We start from the raw sequence: 14,200 nt of genomic DNA, 5'->3' as shown, positions 1-14,200 counted from the left end.
GAGATTGCCGTGAACCGAGGATCCACCCCGCATGAATCAGTACCCGACTCGCTTGTTCGCAGGCGTGCTGTTGTTGTTATGCCTGCCGCTACAGGCCGCTCCGTTGGATGCAGCGTTGGAGGAAAGTCAGCGCCTGGCCGCTGAGGCCAAAGCGTCGCAAGCGCGCATCGAGCAGCTCGACGATGCCACGCGGCAAATGCTCAACGAGTACCGCAATGCTGTGCAGCAGGCCGAGGCCCTGAAGGCCTACAACGCGCAACTGACCGAGCTCACCGTGGCGCAGCGCAAGGAACTCGAAGGGTTCCAACGTCAACTGGATAGCATCGAACGTACCCAGGAAGCCGTCGCGCCGCAGATGGGGCGGATGATCGATGTGCTTGGTGAGTTCATTGAGGCTGATCTGCCGTTTCTTCCCGACGAGCGCGCCGATCGCTTGGCCAGTCTGCAGGACATGCAAGTGCGTGCCGACGTCAGCCTGGCCGAGAAATATCGCCGCATCCTCGAGGCCTATCAGATCGAGAGTGACTACGGCCGAACCCTGGAAGCCTGGCGCGGCGAGCTGCCCGTAGAGGGCGGAACTCGCAGCGTCGAATTCTTGCGATTGGGGCGGACGATGCTTTATTACCAGACGCTCGATGCCCATGAGAGTGGGTGGTGGAATTCGCAAACCCACGCCTGGGAAGTGCTCGACGGCAGCGCGCGCCGGCCGCTCACCAAGGCCATCGCCATTGCCCGTCAGCAACAGGCGCCTACTTGGCTCGAATTGCCTATCAAGACCTTGGCCAAGGAGGCTGCGCAATGAGCCGTATGTTCACGCTATTTTTCATCGGCCTGTTACCCGCTCTGGCGCAGGCGGCCGAGCCTCTAAGTCCGGACCAGTTGCTGCAACGCATTCGCAGCGAGCGCGCCGCGGAAGTCGATGCCATGCAGGCGCGCGAACAATCCTTCATTCAGAATCGCAGCGAACAGGCGCAGCTACTGGCTAGCGCTAATGCCGCGCTTGAAAAGCAGAAGGCCGAAGCCGAGCGTCTGAAAGCTGAATTCGACCGTCAGGAAACTGAACTGGCCGAGCAGGAAAAGCTCCTGGCACAGCGGGTCGGCCATCTCGGTGAGCTGTTCGGCGTGGTCCGTCAGAGCGCAGGCGACGTTGCTGGCCAATGGCAGGACAGTCTGCTCAACGCGCAATACCCCGATCGGCTCGATCGTCTCAACGCGCTGGCTGAAAGCCGCACGCTGCCCTCAGCGGACGACCTCGACAGTTTCTGGATGACGCTGCTCGAAGACCTCACCGCCAGCGGTCAGGTCGAGCGCGTTGAACTCCCCGTGGTGGGCGCCGATGGCCAGCGAAGCGAGCAGTCGGTGCTGCGTGTTGGCAATTTCTCTGCGTTCACCAATGAGAACTTCCTGCGTTATGACAGCGATGCGGGCGAGTTGCTGATGCCGAGCCGCCAGCCAGCCGGCATTAATATGGTCGACGACTATCTGAGCAGCAATGATGCGTTGGCCACCTTGCCGATCGACCCGAGCCGCGGCTCTTTGCTGGCGCAGCTGCAGCGCCAGCCACAGCTGTGGGATCGTGTTCAACAGGGCGGTCTGGTCGGTTGGGTGATTATCGTGCTGGGCGTTGTCGGCCTGTTGCTTGCAATTTGGCGCATGGTCTATCTGACCGGTGTCGGCCGCGCCGTTGGCCGGCAGATGCGTGCACTCAGCCAGCCGCGTGACGATAACCCGCTGGGTCGAATCATTGGTGTGCTTGGTCCCAAGCCACAACTGTCGGATCTGGAAACCCTGGAATTGAAGCTTGACGAGGCGATTCTCCAGGAAACGCCGCCACTGGAGCGCGGTCAGCCGTTGCTCAAATTGCTTAGTGCGGTGGCGCCATTGCTCGGCCTGCTGGGCACAGTGACTGGCATGATCGTGACCTTCCAGGCGATTACCCAGAGCGGTGGTGGTGATTCGCGACTGATGGCCGACGGTATCTCTCAGGCGCTGGTAACCACCGTGCTGGGACTGGTGGTAGCGATTCCGCTGCTGTTTCTGCACAGCCTGCTCGCCAGTCGTAGCAAGGCGCTGATTCAGTTGCTCGAGCAACAGAGCGCTGGCCTGATTGCACTGCATCTGTCGGGGGCGCCACGTCGTGACTGATCTGCACGGGCACTGGCTGCGCCTGATCGATAGCGCTTACTCGCTGCTCGATTTCATGGCGGCCGGCGGCGCGGTGATGTGGGCGCTGGCTGCCTTGTGCGTGCTCTATTGGACGCTGGTGTTCGAGCGCCTGTGGTTTATGCGCCGAGTGTTTCCGCGCTGGGTCGAAGCCCGCCGCGAGGCCTGGGCGCAGTTGGATCGTGAGCCTGGCAACTGGCAGCGCGCGGTGCGTAGCGCCTGGCTGGCCCAGGCGCAGCAGCAACTCGCCGGCCCGCTGCGGATGAGCAAGACCTTGGTCGCGATGTATCCGCTGCTGGGCCTGCTCGGCACCGTCAGCGGCATGATTGCCGTATTCGATGTGCTGGCACTCAACGGCACCGGCAATCCCCGTGGCATGGCCGCGGGCGTCTGGCAGGCGACCCTGCCGACCATGGCCGGCATGGTGCTGGCTATTACTGGACTGTTCAGCCTGGCGCGTCTCGAACGTATTTCGCGACAGGCTCTCGACCGGCTGGCCGACCAGCTGCGTCACGATTGAGGATTACCGGATGCGTATGCGTCGCCATCATTACCAGCAGGAAGAGGACACCGGCATCGATCTGACGCCGATGCTCGACGTGGTCTTCATCATGCTGATCTTTTTCATCGTCACCAGCTCCTTCATCAAGGAGTCCGGCGTCGAAGTCCAGCGCCCGCAGGCCGATACTGCCAGTGCGCAGGACAAAGGCAACATCCTGATTGCAGTCACTGCCGACGGCCAGGTCTGGATCGACAAGCAGCCGGTCGACGTGCGCAGCGTACGCGCCCATGTCGAGCGCATGCGCGTCGACCAGCCTGAAGGCGCTGTGGTGGTCCAGGCGGATCAGGACGCGCGCACCGGGCTGGTGGTTCAGGTAATGGATCAGGCGCGCCAGGCTGGGGTCCGGGATGTGGCGCTCGCTGCCATTTCGGGAGCGCAGTAATGGCTCGCGGGCTGACCCGTGTCGGGTTGTCCTTTATCGCCGCCTGCGTGGTGGCGTTGCTGCTGTTCGTTTTGATGCTGAGCATGGTCAACCCGCCGCGTAGCGAAGTGACGGACGAGCCGGTGGCCATTGCCAACTTCGTGCGCATGGACAACCGCAACGAAAGCACCGCGACGCGTTCGCGGCAGCAAGCGCCTCAGCCGCCTCAGCCAAAGACACCGCAACCGCCGACGCCACCCACGCCGAGCATGGCCACGCCAGATGCCAGCCTGCCGAAACTGGATTTGCAACTGCCGAATATCGACAGTGGAATGTCGGTTGCCAGCGCGCCGGCGCCCAGCCTGTCCGGCTTAACTGCCGCTGCGCCGCCCGCAGCTCCGGCGCCGGCCCCGTCGGCGGCTGACACTGCGGCGCAGTCCGGTGGCCCCGAGCAGGAAGTCATGCCGCTGAACGACGTCCGTCCCGAGTATCCGCAACGAGCAATTGACCGTCGCATCGAAGGGCATATCAAGCTCGCCTTCACCATTACGGCTGCCGGCAAGGTCGAAAACATCCGGGTGCTGGAAGCCTCGCCGCGCAATGTGTTCGATCGCGAAGCGCGCCGTGCTGCCGCTCGCTGGCGCTTTGCACCACGTACCCAGAATGGCGCCGCGGTATCGCGCGAAGCCGTCAAGACTCTGCACTTCCGCCTGCAAGGAGAACGCTGACATGCCACGTTTGCTGCTGTTGATCTCGTTGTTGTTCGCAGCTTCGACTCACGCCGCTCAAGGCATCGACCCGGTCGTGTTCAAGGCGCTGGAGCGTGCGCAAAGCGCTCAGCAGAAGGGCGACTACAGCGCTGCGCGCAAGGCCCTCATTCAGGCCGAGGCCAAGTCAGGCAGTGCTGAAGAAGCGCTTTTATGGCGCAGTCAGGCGTACCTGGCCTGGGCCGAAGGCAACAACCGACAAGCGCTGGAGTTGCTCGAAAAGGCGGTCGCCAGTGGCAAGCTGGACGAGACGCTGCTGCCGAACGAGCAACTCAACCTGGCCAAACTCAATCTGATCGAGCGCCGCTATGCCAAGGTGATCAGCCTGTTGGGCCCGCCCGCTCAGGCGAGCGAAGAGGTACTGCAGATGTTGGTGCAGGCCTATCAGGGGCTCGGCCAACACGCCAAGGCGCTACCGCTGGCAGAACGTTACGTCCAGGCCAACCCCGATGCGGCCGATACCTGGCTGCAGTTTCTGGTGGCCGGCAATGCCGAACTGAAGCGTTACGAGACTGCCGAGCGCTGGCAGCGGCGTTTGCTTGCCCGCCATCCGAATCAAGCCAAGAGCTGGCGTCAGTTGGCAGGTTTGCAGCAGATGGCTGGCGCTGAAGACAAGGCGCTCGCAACGCTGCGCGCAGCACATGCCAAGGGACTGCGTTTCAGCGAGTCGGAGCTGGACAATCTGGTGCTGTTGGCGGGCGCAGCCGGTCAACCATGGCAAGGGGCGAAGCTGCTACAAGGCATGCTCGAGTCGCGCCTACTACCCAGCGACGCCAAGCGCCGTGAACGGCTGGGCATGCTCTGGTGGCAGGCGCGGGAGCGCTCCGCAGCCGCGAAGATCTACCGCGAGCTGGCCGTGCAGTCCGGCAGCGCCAAGTTCTGGCTGAATGTCGCTCAGCTGGAGTTAGAGCAGGCCCGCTGGCAAGCGGGACTCGATGCGCTGAAACAGGCCGAGCGGGCCGGTGCCGAGCGGCGCAAGGTACGCGCCTGGCGGGAATGGGCTGAAGGTGAGCTGAGTTTCGAGCGTGAACGCCAGGTCGCGAGTGCCCACTGACCCAGCCCTCGCCGATTAAGTAGTTGAGCGATCTGATTCCCAACGCTCTGGCATAGGGAACCTTGCCGTTCCTCACTCCAATTCGTAGAAGTAAATCTTCTGCGCATCCATGCGATAGCCGGCCTCGGCCAACTCGCTGCTGGCGTGCTCAACCCGCAGCGGACCCTCGATCCAGAAGGGCTGGTACAACTCGTCGACCTTTACCCCCAGTTCGCTGGTGGCATGCACGATCTGGTTCGACGGAGGTGGCGGAACGTGAATGCAGGCGCCGAAGTAGGGCACCAGCAGAAATTCAGTGACACGCCCATCCTCGCCCATGTCCAGCGGCACGATATAGCCAGGCAGCTTTACCTGGGCGCCGTCCAGCGACTCGACTACCGGTGCGGCAGGAGATTGCTGAGCAGCAGCGGGGCCCGTTTCGGCGGCGAGCGCATCGGCCAGCTGCGACATGTCATGGATCGCCATGGGTGGCGGTGGTGGCGGCGCGTCCGCGGGAATCAGATCTGACCATTGCAGTTCACGCACCTCGGCGGCGGCGAACGGAACCGCAAGGGCGAGCAGCGTGGCGAGCAGCAGGCGTGGCATGACAGTCCTCATAATTTGATCGACAGGCCATCGGCCAGGGACTGCCGGTAAGCGCGCCAGGCAGGCACGCTGCCCATCAGTAGGCCGGCCAATAGTATGCCGGCAAGCAGCGACCACTCATAAGCACTCGGCCAGGCCAGCGGCAAGTAAAGCCCATAATGGCTTTGCAGCGGTGCCTGGGCGGCGGCAATTGCTATGTATAACAACAGCGATCCGAGCATCACGCCAGCCAGTGCCAGACTGAACGCCTCGACGATCAGCAGACCGGCGATATGCCAGGGCCTGGCGCCCACCGAGCGCAGGATGGCCATTTCCCGGCGACGTTCGTTGAGGCTGGTCAGAATCGCCGTGAGCATGCCAATCAACCCGGTGATCACGACGAACAGCGAGACGACGAACAGTGCCTGTTCCGCCGTCCCCATCAGGCTCCAGAGCTCTTGCAACGCAACGCCGGGCAGGATCGCCAATAGCGGTTCGCCGCGATACTGGTTTATTTCGCGCTGCAGGGTGAAGGTAGCGATCTTGCTGTTGAGACCAAGCATGACGGCAGTAATCTGCTTCGGCTGCAGATCCATCTGGCGCGCCTGTTCCGCATCGATGCGCGCCGCTCCGCGAGCAGGCATGCCGTTCTGCCAGTCGATATGTAGCGCTTCCATTCCGGCAAGATTGATATGCAGCGTACGGTCGACCGGCGTGCCGGTGCGCTGCAGGATGCCGACCACGCGGAACGGCTTGTCGTCATGTTTGACCAGGCTGACCGTGGCGACCCCGTGGGCCAGCACCAACTGGTCGTCCAGTCTGTAGTTCAACGCCCGTGCCACCTCGGCGCCGAGCACCACTTCGAACGGATCCTCGGCGAAAGGGCGGCCTTCAGCGAGTTGCAAGGGCTGCTTGCGGCCGTAGCGGTAATGTTCGAAATAGGCAGTGCTGGTGCCCATCACTCTATAGCCGCGGTGGGAGTCACCCAATGAGATGGGGATCGCCCAGCTAACCCGTGGATGCTGCGCGAAGTGCTCGAAGCTTTCCCAGCGGATGTTGTTGGTGGCGTTGCCGATACGGAACACCGAATACAGAAGCAGATTCACAGAGCCGGAGCGGGCGCCAACGATCAGGTCGGTGCCGCTGATGGTGCTGGCGAAGCTGGCGCGGGCTTCGGTGCGTACACGCTCGACAGCTAGCAACAGACACACCGACAGGGCGATGGCGAAGACCGTAAGCAAGGCGGTGAAGCGGCGGTTGTTCAGGCTCGCCAAGGCCAGGCGCAACAGGTACATGGCCTATATCTCCGGTACGTAGGCGGCGTGGTTGAGCTCCGCCAGTGACAGGCTACGGTCGAATAGCGGAGCCAGACTCTGGTCGTGGCTGACGAACAGCAAGCTCGAGCCAGCCTCCCTGCACTCGGCGAACAACAATTGCAGAAAAGCTTCCCGGCTGTCGGCGTCGAGCGCCGAGGTGGGCTCGTCGGCAATCACCAGTTCCGGCTGACCGATCAACGCGCGCGCAGCGGCAACGCGCTGTTGTTGGCCGATCGATAGCGCTTCGGCACGTCGCCCGAAGAGCTCCTTGGATAGGCCGAGGTGCGAAAGCAGGCTTGCCGTTGCCTGCGCAACGCTGCCGTGCCGCTGACGGGCGCGTTCGGCCCGAGCTTTCGAGAAATGACAGGGCAAGCCGACGTTTTCGGCTACCGAGAGAAAGGGCAACAGGTTGAACTGCTGGAAGATATAGCCGGTGTGATCGACGCGAAAACGATCCCGCGCGCCTGCGGAAAGCGCCGCGAGGTCGCTGCCGAGCAGTCGAACCGTTCCGCGCTGCGCTTTTTGTACGCCGCCGATCAGGCCCAGCAAGGTGGTCTTGCCGCTACCTGACGGCCCCTTTAGAAACAGGCTCTGGTTGCGCTCCAGCTTGAAGTTGGGGATGTCGAGCAGTTCTGCCTGGCCGGGCCAGGCAAAACCCAGTTGGTGGAGTTCGAGCAACGGTGCGGTCATTCGCGATGATCCGTGTCAGGCGAGCCGGTGAGTTTACTGCGTCGGGCCGGGCAGCGGCAGACAACGGGTGTTCAGAACTCAGCGCGTGACTGGTCGGCGTCGAGTTGTGCGCCACGTTGGCCGTTCGGGCCGATCAGTTGTGCCTGGATTTTCTCGGTGCCGGGGAATGCCTTGAACAACGCCTGCAGATCGAGGGCGTGCAGCGCCTGAGGGGTGGCGCAATCGTAGTGATAGTGGGCGTGGATCTCGCTGTGCTGGCCTTCATGATCGTGCTCGTGCTCGCCGTCATGAGCGGCGTCTTCGAACAGTGGGCTTTCCAGCTCGGTTTCAGCCAGGGTGCAGCCTGCTGTCGCTGGCAGGCCGAACAGGGTATCGGGCTGCTCTAGCCGCTTGCGTGCGTCGGCGATCTTGCGTTTGTCCGCATCGCTGCCCGGCGCGTGTTCGAAGCCCACCAGATTCATCGCCGGACTGCGAAGTTCGATTTCCAATGTCGAACCATCCAGCGCGACGTCCAGTTCGGCGGCGCCGTGCTCATGGGCGCCGAGACTGGCGTGCTGATCATGATGGTCATGCTCGTGATGCTGGGCAGCCTGAGCGAGGCCGGGCAGAAGAACAAAGGGCAGGGCGAGCAACAGATGACGCATGACGATCTCCTGATTAAGTAATAGTTACGTTATAACAAAAGAGTGGCTGCGCTGGCCAGCCCGACGCGAGCCGTGGGAGCATGGTGAGAGTTTTTCTGGAGAACAAAGATGATCCGAATTCGTGGCCACATCGGCGAGCTACCGGTGGATCTCAGCGTGGAGCTGGACGATCAGGATTGGGCACAGCTGGCGCGTCAGCTGCCGCTAAGCGCCAACTCACAAGCGGCGCAGGCATCGACTGAGGCGGGTTCCGATCGTCTCTGGCTCGGCGCCCAGCAGTTGCTGCGGGAAGCGGGGCGGATGGAGGGGCCACAGCTGCTGGCTGAGCTGCAAGCCCTGAGCGGTAGCGCACAGGCCGGCAAGCGCTTGCTGGTGCGTCTGCGCCACAGTGCTCAGGTTAGCGTGCAGAGCGGCGCCGACTCGCCGATCTACAGCTGGATCAACGAGACACTCTGAGAAACGTTACAGGCGCTGCGCCTGGAAGGTGTTGCAGCGCGCGGGCTCACCGCTGTCGAAGCCGGTGCGGAACCACTTCACCCGCTGCGCCGAGGTGCCGTGGGTGAAGGCGTCCGGTACCACGCGGCCCTGGCTCTGCTGCTGAAGACGATCATCACCGATGGCGTTGGCGGCGTTCAGTGCCTCCTCCAGATCACCTTCCTCAAGCCAGTCATGACGCTGCTGGGCGTGGTAGGCCCAGACACCAGCGAAGCAGTCCGCCTGTAATTCCTGCCGGACCAGCAAGCCATTGTCGCCCTCCATTTGGGCTCCGCGCTGACGTGCGGCCTGCATCTGCTGCGATACGCCAAGCAGAGTCTGGACATGGTGGCCAACCTCATGGGCAATCACATAGGCCTGGGCGAAATCGCCAGCGACCGAAAAGCGTGAGGCCATCTCATCGAAGAACTGCAGATCGAGATACACCTGCCGGTCGCCAGGGCAGTAGAACGGCCCGACCGCCGAATTGGCGAAACCGCAGGCCGAGCTGACACCACCGCGAAAGAGCACCAGCGTAGGGTCGCGATACTGCTCGCCGGACTGTTGAAACAGCGCGCGCCAAGTGTCTTCCGTATCGCCCAGGATCGCCTGAACGAAGGCGACCTGCGGATCGTCGCCGCTCGCTGGCGTATTGCTTTGTGACGTGGGTGTCGAGCCGGTCTGATTGGCCAACTGACCGAGAATTTGCATCGGGTCCTGGCCCGAGAGCAGTCCGATCACCACCACGATGGCGACCCCGGCCAGGCTCAAACGTCCACCGCCTATGCCGCCGCTACGGCCGCGGGCATCCACTACGTTGTCACTGCGACGCGCCTTTTTCCACCGCATGTTCGGGGCCTTCTGCCAGTCATTGCTCAGTGGCTAAGACCCGCCATGCCGCCAGCTAATTCAGCCAGAAGACGACGCTTCGTCTACTTGATTTCAGTTCGCGGGGTAATTGGCCAGTACCGATTCCTCGCCCTGTTTGCTCAGGCCGATCACCTTGTAGGCGTCTTTCCGATCGCCCATCTCCATGCCCGGCGAGCCCATGGGCATGCCCGGCACGGCCGCGCCGATCAGATCCGGTTGTGCACGCAGCTTGAGGATGTCGGCGGCCGGAACGTGACCTTCGACGAACTTTCCGTCGATCACGCCGGTGTGGCAGGAGCCCAGCCGATGCGGTACGCCAAGACGGTTCTTGACCGCCGCCATGTCGGTTTCGACGTGATCGGTTACGGCGAAGCCGTTCTCTTCCAGATGCTTGATCCACGAGGTGCAGCAGCCGCAATTGGCATCGCGGTGGACATCAATGGCGATGGGTTCGGCGGCGTGGGCGAGGCTGGCGAAAAGAGTAGTAGCGAGCAGCAGATGGCGCATGAGAATTCCCTCCGACGAAATAGTGCGCAGAGTACCGCCAGGCCCTGGCGCTGCCCAAGCATCAGGTGTGAGCGAATGTCTCAGTCCAAAGCGCGTGCGGCTGCGGCTTGGTAGCGAACCAAAACGAGCTGTTTCGGTCGGATAACCATCGTGGTGCGGAGCCGCTATCAGGAGAGCTTTCGATGCGTTTTGCCCGTTTCGTTCTGATTGTCCAAGCCGTGATCATGATCGGGTTCAGCCTTGCCTACTGGCTGCGCCCTTATGAGATGGCCAATCTGAACGGGATGCTGCTGATGGAGACCGCCTCGGTCAGCCATATGCGCGTCTATTACGGTGGGTTGCAGCTGGGCCTGGCACTGTTTCTGCTCTGGGCGATGCAAGTCCCTGAGCGTGCCAAAACGGCCCTGGTGATGTTGGTGATCACCATGCTTGCACTGGTTGCTGGACGGCTCGGGTCGTTGTGGCTCGACGGCGGCGAACTGATCGGTTTCGATCTTGCTTCATTGATTTACCGGGTACTCGCCGCGTTGCTGGCGGCGGCTGCGCTGGTGATGATTCGTGAGCGTCCAGCGGCTGAGCCAGGAACTGAGCTTCAGCCCAAACGGACCCGTATGGACGATGGCCCACCCAAGCCATTTCGCGTGGGCGATGGCGCTGCGACGTTGTCGACGCCCGAAGCGGAGCAGGGGCCGGAGCCCTTCCGTCGCGGTGATCCGCTTAATACGGCCAACGAGGGGCGCCGGACGTGATTCTGCGATAGAAATGATTGCGGGCAGTTCTCCATCCGCAAACCCGTGTCCGTAGAGAGCTTCTTGTCCCAGCAAGATTGGCGTTTCACGTTCCATTCACATCGGTTTGACGAAACCCCGACAGTACGCCGCGCAGACTTGATGGCACCGCTCCGGCGACAGCGCGTCGCTGCGGGGCCGTCTCTATGCTCAGGTGAACCGATGATTGCAAATTTCCCGCTTCCTGCCCAAGCCTCCAGTCGATGCAATAAACTGCCGCATCGTCGCCCGGTATTGCTGGCGGTGCTGCTTGCCGGTCTGTCCCTGGCCGGCTGTCAGAATGCCAGCCAACGGTTGCTCGCCGAAGGCTACCCGCCGGAGTACGTCGATGGCTTCGACGCTGGCTGTGGCAGTGGACGTCAGGCTGCAGGTGCGCCGGCGGAGTTCAGCAAGGATGTGCCGCGCTATCTGAGCCAGCCGCTGTATGCCGAAGGCTGGAGCGACGGCTATCGCCAATGCCAGGCGACGCAAGAAGCCAGTGGCGGGCTCTCTGCCTGGCAGGACAGTGCGCTGGAGCGCCAGCGCGACCGTGAGTGGCGGCATCACGTCGATCAGGCCAAGGCCCAGGCGTTCCGCCGGAAGCCTTGAGGCCGGCTGTTATGACGCGGCGTTGACCACGTCCAGATTCTTTGCAACGGCTTCGCTGGGTGCGCGATACAGTACAAGGCGGTAGCAGAGCAGGCAGATCACCCAGTCGAAAAGCATCGTCCAAACGTTGTGCGACAGGAAGTGCGCCCCTTGCATCACTCGGCTGACCGAAAACAGCAGGCCCAATCCCAGCGCAAAACCCAGTCCACACCGCGCCGCACGGGGATGCCGGTCCCGTAGAAAGAAGAACAACGCGAACAGCGAAAAACCTGCCGAGGCATGGCCGCCAGGCCAGCAGCGCCCTGGCTTGAGCGTCGGTGCGCGCGGGCTCAGCAGCGGCGTATAGGTTTCGCTGCCGCCGAATTCGGTAAGGCTCCAGGGACAGTGCACACCGGTCAGCGCCTTGAGTGGCGTCACGATGGCGGTCGACAACCCGAGCGCCAGCACCAGATAGCCTAGCCGTCGTCGCCAGGCGGCAAGACGGGTCGGCAACAGGCTGAGCACGAAGCCGCCAATCGCCGCCAGGCCAATGGCGATCACCACCTGTTTCGCACGATCGTGCAACAGGTCTTCGAGCAGCCAGCTGTGTTTGCCCGCGAAGCCGTCCTGCGTGCTGTAGAACCAGTTGGAAATGGCGAAATCGAGGCGGCTCGGGTCAGTGGCGAGCAACAGCCCCATGATCAGCAATGGAAGGCCGAACCATAGGCGGAAGCTGAAGGGGCGGGAGGGCATTGCATACCGTGTTGTGGTCATGTTCGGCTCAATCGATGGCCCCGCTTACACGGGGCGGAAAGGGCTCAGCGCTGGCTGAGGCGAGTGCCTGCAGGCGGCTTGGGCAGCCAGCCCAGCAGCGTGTGGGTGTAGTCATGGCTGGCGCCCTGGTAATAAGCGATGTCGCGCGCCACCAAGCTATCGTCCGGCGTCGCCCGGGATTCTCGGCTGATCTGAAGCGCATCGTCGTGGCGACGCACCACCCGGCGGGGGCTGAGAATCGCCAGGTCTTTACCGTCGAAAAGTCCCAGATGCTGGTAGTTGCCAATCAGCGCACGGCCTGGCTTGGCATCGTCGCGCAGGAGGTTGCGACCGAAGAAGGTCGAGACGTAGTCCAGGTTGAGCAAGCCGAGTAGCGTCGGTGCTATGTCGATCTGACTGGCGACCATCGACACTTCGCGCGGCGCGATAAGCGTCGGCGCATAGACGAACAACGGTATGTGATAGTTGGCCACCGGCAGGTCCTGCGAGCCTGCGCTGCCGGCCGTATGGTCGGCGACGAAGACGAACAGGGTGTTGTCGAACCAGGGCTTGCCGCGAGCGTCGCGCAGGAACTCGCCGATCGCATGATCGGTGTACTTCACCGCGCCTTCCCGGCCATCGCCCGATGGAATATCGATGCGGCCCTCGGGATAGGTATACGGCCGATGGTTGGACGTGGTCATCAGTTGCAGGAAGAACGGCTTGCCGGCTGCATAGTCAGTGTCCGCCTCCTTGATCGCCAGGCGGTAAAGGTCCTCATCGGCCATGCCCCAGGCATTTTTGAAATGAATGTCCGCCTCGTTAGCGCTGCTCTGGTCGACGACGCGGTAGCCGTTGCCACTGAAAAAAGCGCTCATGTTGTCGAAGTAGCCCCGTCCGCCGTACAGGAACGCGCTGTCGTACCCCTGTGCTGAGAGCTGTTGGCCGAGACTGGCGAAGCCGCTTTCACGGCCGATTCGCTTGACGATCGAGCGCCCTGGAGTGGGTGGGACGGACAAAGTGATGGCTTCCAGACCACGGTCGGTGCGTGTCCCGGTGGCGTAGAAGTTGTTGAAGAACAGGCTCTGGCGGCGCAATTCGTCGAGGTTCGGCGTCAGACCGCGCGTGTCGCCAAAGCTGCCCAAATATTTGGCGCTAAGGCTTTCGATGGTGACGAGCACGACGTTGAGCGCCTTCGGCTGCCCCGGATTGTCGATCACACGGCGAATGTCCAAAGGATCGCTGCCGACGATGAAGCGTGCGTTGGGTTCGCTGATCTCACGACGCAACTGGACGGCGACTTCGGCCTCCGGCAGCGTCGCGTAGAACTGTTGGTAGTCGAGTTCATTGTTGCGAAAGGCCGCGAAGAATTGAAACGGGCCATTGCTCGCTAGTTCACGCTGATAGGCATTGCCGCCGGAGCTGCGCGGAAAGTCCTGGCCTACGGTCAGCGCTATGCCAAGCGCCAGGCCCGTCAGGCTGGCAATTGCGGCCAAGCGCCCGCGCCATGGCAGCAGGGGCGCGTCGAGGGCTTGTCGCAGTGGTCGCTGCAACGCCGCGGCGACGACCAGCGCCAGAAGCGCCAACAACGCCAGCAATGGGTAGACCGGGTAGGACTCCAGAATGTTGTTCACGACCTCGTCGGAATAGACCAGGTAATCCACGGCGATGAAGTTGAAGCGCACCCCGAACTCGTCCCAGAACAACCACTCGGCCACCGCCGTGAACAGCATGGCGTAGAGGCTGACAGCCAATAACAGCTGCAGCCAGGCGCGATGCCAACGGCTAGTCCAGATGCGCTCGGGACAGAGCAGGAGATACACGCCAAGTGGCACGGCGGCAAACGCGAGGTAGGCGAGGTCGTAGAGCAGCCCCACGCCATAAACGGTCAACAGCCCGCTGGCGCCGGTTCCGGCTTCTTGCCAGTGACTGGCCAGCAATGCCGTGCGGGTGAGCACAAAGGCCACCAGCCAAAGGCCGAGCAGCAATGAGAGGTAACGGAGCTGAGCATGGCGGAGAGTTGGCATCGTATGATTCCGAAATGGGAAAACGTGCCGAAGTCTGTCGACGTACCCGTGAGCCCTTCGTCAAGAAGCTGTGAAAAAAACGTCATGTATTCC

17 protein-coding genes are annotated in these 14,200 nt (G+C 62.5%); 9 read left to right on the top strand and 8 right to left on the bottom strand.

All coding sequences use genetic code 11. The annotated features are described in order from the left end of the window. The first annotated feature begins 31 nt into the window (after positions 1-31). The 6 genes from NAV33_RS17995 to NAV33_RS17970 are packed head-to-tail and all read left to right on the top strand — an operon-like array spanning position 32 to position 4,907. On the top strand, positions 32-802 hold the full coding sequence (locus tag NAV33_RS17995) for a DUF3450 domain-containing protein (protein WP_255982583.1): 771 nt from the start codon (positions 32-34) through the stop codon (positions 800-802). After that, complete coding sequence (locus NAV33_RS17990; RefSeq protein WP_255982581.1) at positions 799-2,145, top strand: MotA/TolQ/ExbB proton channel family protein; 1,347 nt, start codon at positions 799-801, stop codon at positions 2,143-2,145. The genes NAV33_RS17995 and NAV33_RS17990 overlap by 4 nt, the downstream gene beginning before the upstream one ends. Continuing rightward, positions 2,138-2,683: a MotA/TolQ/ExbB proton channel family protein gene (locus tag NAV33_RS17985; protein ID WP_255982579.1), complete on the top strand. Its 546-nt coding sequence runs from the start codon at positions 2,138-2,140 to the stop codon at positions 2,681-2,683. Before NAV33_RS17990 ends, NAV33_RS17985 begins: the two co-directional genes overlap by 8 nt. Before the next feature lie 10 nt (positions 2,684-2,693). After that, positions 2,694-3,107: an ExbD/TolR family protein gene (locus NAV33_RS17980; RefSeq protein ID WP_255982577.1), complete on the top strand. Its 414-nt coding sequence runs from the start codon at positions 2,694-2,696 to the stop codon at positions 3,105-3,107. Further along, positions 3,107-3,814 carry an energy transducer TonB gene (locus NAV33_RS17975; RefSeq protein ID WP_255982575.1) on the top strand — a complete coding sequence of 236 codons (708 nt, stop codon included), beginning with the start codon at positions 3,107-3,109 and terminating at the stop codon, positions 3,812-3,814. Before NAV33_RS17980 ends, NAV33_RS17975 begins: the two co-directional genes overlap by 1 nt. A gap of 1 nt (position 3,815) precedes the next feature. Continuing rightward, positions 3,816-4,907: a tetratricopeptide repeat protein gene (locus NAV33_RS17970; protein ID WP_255982573.1), complete on the top strand. Its 1,092-nt coding sequence runs from the start codon at positions 3,816-3,818 to the stop codon at positions 4,905-4,907. 72 nt (positions 4,908-4,979) lie between these two features. Here NAV33_RS17970 and NAV33_RS17965 read toward each other — a convergent pair whose 3' ends face one another. The 4 genes from NAV33_RS17965 to NAV33_RS17950 form a co-directional block, all read right to left on the bottom strand. Then, positions 4,980-5,492: a DUF3299 domain-containing protein gene (locus NAV33_RS17965; protein ID WP_255982571.1), complete on the bottom strand. Its 513-nt coding sequence runs from the start codon at positions 5,490-5,492 to the stop codon at positions 4,980-4,982. A gap of 8 nt (positions 5,493-5,500) precedes the next feature. Continuing rightward, positions 5,501-6,766 carry an ABC transporter permease gene (locus NAV33_RS17960; protein WP_255982569.1) on the bottom strand — a complete coding sequence of 422 codons (1,266 nt, stop codon included), beginning with the start codon at positions 6,764-6,766 and terminating at the stop codon, positions 5,501-5,503. A 3-nt stretch (positions 6,767-6,769) separates the two neighbouring features. Continuing rightward, positions 6,770-7,477 (bottom strand): ABC transporter ATP-binding protein, encoded by a 708-nt coding sequence (locus tag NAV33_RS17955; RefSeq protein WP_255982567.1) that lies wholly within the window; start codon positions 7,475-7,477, stop codon positions 6,770-6,772. 71 nt (positions 7,478-7,548) lie between these two features. Continuing rightward, complete coding sequence (locus tag NAV33_RS17950; RefSeq protein ID WP_255982566.1) at positions 7,549-8,121, bottom strand: DUF2796 domain-containing protein; 573 nt, start codon at positions 8,119-8,121, stop codon at positions 7,549-7,551. A 108-nt stretch (positions 8,122-8,229) separates the two neighbouring features. On the opposite strand from NAV33_RS17950, the gene NAV33_RS17945 reads away from it, so the two are divergent. Then, complete coding sequence (locus NAV33_RS17945; RefSeq protein WP_255982564.1) at positions 8,230-8,577, top strand: hypothetical protein; 348 nt, start codon at positions 8,230-8,232, stop codon at positions 8,575-8,577. A 6-nt stretch (positions 8,578-8,583) separates the two neighbouring features. On the opposite strand, the gene ypfJ is transcribed toward NAV33_RS17945, so the two are convergent. Then, positions 8,584-9,444, bottom strand: coding sequence for a KPN_02809 family neutral zinc metallopeptidase (ypfJ, locus tag NAV33_RS17940; RefSeq protein WP_255982562.1), 861 nt, complete (start codon positions 9,442-9,444; stop codon positions 8,584-8,586). A 93-nt stretch (positions 9,445-9,537) separates the two neighbouring features. Beyond that, positions 9,538-9,972 (bottom strand): DUF411 domain-containing protein, encoded by a 435-nt coding sequence (locus NAV33_RS17935; protein WP_255982560.1) that lies wholly within the window; start codon positions 9,970-9,972, stop codon positions 9,538-9,540. Positions 9,973-10,154: 182 nt separating this feature from the next. Here NAV33_RS17935 and NAV33_RS17930 point away from each other — a divergent pair, with 182 nt between their 5' ends. Both NAV33_RS17930 and NAV33_RS17925 read left to right on the top strand, forming a co-directional pair. Further along, positions 10,155-10,721, top strand: a complete 567-nt coding sequence (locus NAV33_RS17930) for a DUF4345 domain-containing protein (RefSeq protein WP_255982558.1) — start codon at positions 10,155-10,157, stop codon at positions 10,719-10,721. A gap of 201 nt (positions 10,722-10,922) precedes the next feature. Then, positions 10,923-11,348, top strand: coding sequence for a hypothetical protein (locus tag NAV33_RS17925; RefSeq protein ID WP_336605403.1), 426 nt, complete (start codon positions 10,923-10,925; stop codon positions 11,346-11,348). Between the two features lie 9 nt (positions 11,349-11,357). Here NAV33_RS17925 and NAV33_RS17920 read toward each other — a convergent pair whose 3' ends face one another. Together NAV33_RS17920 and NAV33_RS17915 are read right to left on the bottom strand one after the other, a co-directional pair. Continuing rightward, entirely contained in the window at positions 11,358-12,080 is a 723-nt protein-coding gene (locus NAV33_RS17920) for a phosphatase PAP2 family protein (RefSeq protein ID WP_255982626.1), read from the bottom strand. Positions 12,081-12,145: 65 nt separating this feature from the next. Beyond that, positions 12,146-14,107 (bottom strand): LTA synthase family protein, encoded by a 1,962-nt coding sequence (locus NAV33_RS17915; protein WP_255982556.1) that lies wholly within the window; start codon positions 14,105-14,107, stop codon positions 12,146-12,148. Positions 14,108-14,200: the final 93 nt, after the last annotated feature.

It is taken from the genome of Stutzerimonas stutzeri, assembly GCF_024448715.1.
Lineage (GTDB): Bacteria > Pseudomonadota > Gammaproteobacteria > Pseudomonadales > Pseudomonadaceae > Stutzerimonas > Stutzerimonas stutzeri_AR.
Note: the sequence above shows the minus strand (reverse complement) of the source record. Positions and strands in the feature narration are given on the sequence as shown.